The organism is Nocardiopsis listeri (genome assembly GCF_020741345.1).
Classification (GTDB): Bacteria; Actinomycetota; Actinomycetes; order Streptosporangiales; family Streptosporangiaceae; genus Nocardiopsis; species Nocardiopsis listeri_A.
The window spans coordinates 1-2,517 of sequence record NZ_DYZD01000039.1 but is presented as its reverse complement, the minus strand read 5'-3'; the positions used below and the strand labels follow the sequence as shown (position 1 = coordinate 2,517).

At 69.8% G+C, this 2,517-nt stretch carries 2 protein-coding genes, 1 tRNA gene and 1 pseudogene; 2 read left to right on the top strand and 2 right to left on the bottom strand.

All coding sequences use genetic code 11. From position 1 onward, the window contains the following. Positions 1 to 167 precede the first annotated feature (167 nt). A tRNA-Ser gene (locus K8V84_RS02070) sits at positions 168 to 254 on the bottom strand. A 342-nt stretch (positions 255 to 596) separates the two neighbouring features. Beyond that, positions 597 to 1,124, bottom strand: a complete 528-nt coding sequence (locus tag K8V84_RS02065; RefSeq protein WP_304069626.1) for a SigE family RNA polymerase sigma factor — start codon at positions 1,122 to 1,124, stop codon at positions 597 to 599. A 285-nt stretch (positions 1,125 to 1,409) separates the two neighbouring features. On the opposite strand from K8V84_RS02065, the gene K8V84_RS02060 reads away from it, so the two are divergent. Beyond that, positions 1,410 to 2,381, top strand: coding sequence for a hypothetical protein (locus K8V84_RS02060; protein ID WP_304069624.1), 972 nt, complete (start codon positions 1,410 to 1,412; stop codon positions 2,379 to 2,381). 4 nt (positions 2,382 to 2,385) lie between these two features. After that, a pseudogene (locus K8V84_RS02055) lies at positions 2,386 to 2,517 on the top strand (methylamine utilization protein MauD); the annotation flags it as partial.

Sequence of the window (2,517 nt, the reverse complement as noted above, 5' to 3'; positions counted from 1 at the left end):
CATCACGCTAAGTTGGTACAAAGTGGCCCCTTTTGGGGGGCTGGGGTGGGCGTGAGAGGGCGTCCTCGAAGGGGGCTTGTGCCAGTCTTGTGCCAGTTTGAGGGCAAGCATGAAAAAACCTGGGGCTTCTCTCGTTTTCACGATGCGAGAAACCCCAGGTCCAAGCGCGGAGGATATGGGATTTGAACCCATGAGGGGGTTGCCCCCCAACCGCATTAGCAGTGCGGCGCCCTAGGCCTCTAGGCGAATCCTCCTGGCTGCGACCAGACTACAGAGCGCGGGGGCCGGGCGCAAAACGAACCCTCCGGGCGGATCCGGGTCGGGGAGGTCGGGGCGTCCCCAGGCCTCCCCCGTGGGCTCGGGGCCGGTGAGGTTCCGGGACCCCGAAGACGCGGTGGGAGTCGGCCCGGAGTTCCTCGGTTTCCGGTACGGGCCACCGGCGGTCATGGGTTCGGTGTGGGCGCCCTGGGCGGGAGCACGGCGGTGTTGGGGGGCGACGACGTGGTCGGCCATGCGCACCGAGGTGAGGCGACGTGTGATCAACACGACCGTGGCGCCGGTGCGCCGGGCGTGCGCGTGGGGCGGGCGAACCGGAGTCAGGTGGTGGTGCGTTCGATGATGAGGTCGGCGTCGTGGCGCAGCTTCTCCACGGAGCGGGACAGCGTGCTCTTCACGGTACCGATGGTCACGCCCATGCGTTCGGCGATCTGCGCCTCGGTGAGGTCGTCGTAGTAACGCAGGACCACCGTGGCCCGCTGGCGTTCGGGGAGACGTTCGATGGCGCGCCCGACGACGTCGGCGAGGTCGCTGCGCCAGGTCGGATCGTCCACGCGCTGTTCGGGGATCTCGTCGGTGGGATAGACGTCCAGGCGTTTGCGGCGCCACTCGGAGATCTGTGCGTTGACCATGGCCCGGCGGACGTATCCGTCGCGGGCACGGGGATCGGCGATCCGTCCCCAGGCGAGGAAGGTCTTGACCAGTGCGGCCTGGAGCAGGTCCTCGGCGTCGGCGTGGCTGTTGGTGAGGGAACGGGCCATGCGAAGCAGCGCGGGCCCGCGTTCGGACACGTAGCGGCTGAACTCTTCGGAACCGGGAGTCCGGGTCGTTCCCGTCACGTGGACCACCGCCCTTCACGGGTAGCGCGCCGACTCTCGTCGTGCGGCATCGCTGTGTGCCCGGCGGCGTGGGGCCGCCCTTGGCCCACAACTGTCACATAGTGAACGCAAACGCCCGGGCAGTTTGATGCCACGTGCCGACAAACCGCGTGAAAGCGACACGAATCAGGTCGTGTTCGCGGGCATGTCGCCGACACGATCGGGCGCGTGTCGGCGTGTGAACGACCGATCGTGCCGCTCGGGGTCACAATGGGTCACGGATGGACGAGTCGGGCGGCAGGGGGCGCGAAGGACATGTCAGTGATCATGGACAGTGGTCGGGACCGTCGGCGGTTCACGGCGGCGTTGCTCGGCTCCGCGGCGGCACCCGAACCCACACCCGTCCACCACCGCGTCGTCCGCGGCGTGGTCGTGGACGCCACCTCGTACATGCTCTGCCTGGCCACCCCGAACGGCGAGGAGCGCTTCCTCTTCGAGCGGGTCACCACCTTCTGGCGCGGCGGTGAGGTCCTTCCCACCGAACTGCGGCCCGGTGACGACGCCGTGGTGCTGTGTTCGCACGACGGGAGGCTGATCGCCGAACGGGTCTGGGCACAGGTGGCGCGCGCCACCGGGGTCATCGTCGACCGCGAGGGCGACGCCCTCTCCCTCGATCCCGGACACGGACGCCCACCACTCACGGTGGTCATGCCCTACCGCACGTCCGGGCGCATCTCCGTCCGTCACCCACGGCTGGAGCCCGGCTACCTGTTCGACGTCGTCGGCGTCTGGCGCGATGGCGAGGTGTGGGCCGCGCGACCGGCGACCACACAGCCGCCCCACCCACTCGACTCGGCCCCTCGCAGGCCGCTCACCCGCGAACACTCCAGCACCGTCGAGGGCATCGCCACCTGGTACGACCCGGCCTGGGGACGCTCCGCGCACCTGGATCCGCGAGCCCACGCGGCCGGTGCCGCCTACCCGTCCCTGGACCGGGCCGGCCACGAGGGGCGGTGCGACCGGCGCACCCCCTGCCTTCCCCTGCCGTTGCTGTCGACCGGTGCCACCCTCAGCATGCGCAACGACTGCACCCGGGAGACGGCGGCCGTGCCCGTCCTCGACTGCGCCGCCGCCGACAGCTGGTTCTGCGACCTGTGCCCGTCCTGCGGGACGCACGCGGCGGGACGCATCGCCTCCCTCACCATGATCTCCTTCGTCGCCCTGGGCGGGCGGCTGGAGGCCGGCTGCTTCAACGCGACCGTGACCGTCGCGAACCAAGAGGGGTGAATCGATGTTCCCGGAGATCCTCGCAGCGGTCCGTGAGGTCCAGCTGCCACTGTTGGCGGCGCTGCTGCTGATGGGCGCGGTGGCCAAGGCCGTCCCACGTTCGGAGGGCACAGGCGTCGCCGTGTTGGTGCCGCAG

Bases quoted from the DNA above. Each gene is read 5' to 3' on its own strand.
- K8V84_RS02060 (WP_304069624.1), top strand. From the start codon at position 1,410: ATGTCAGTGATCATGGACAGTGGTCGGGACCGTCGGCGGTTCACGGCG.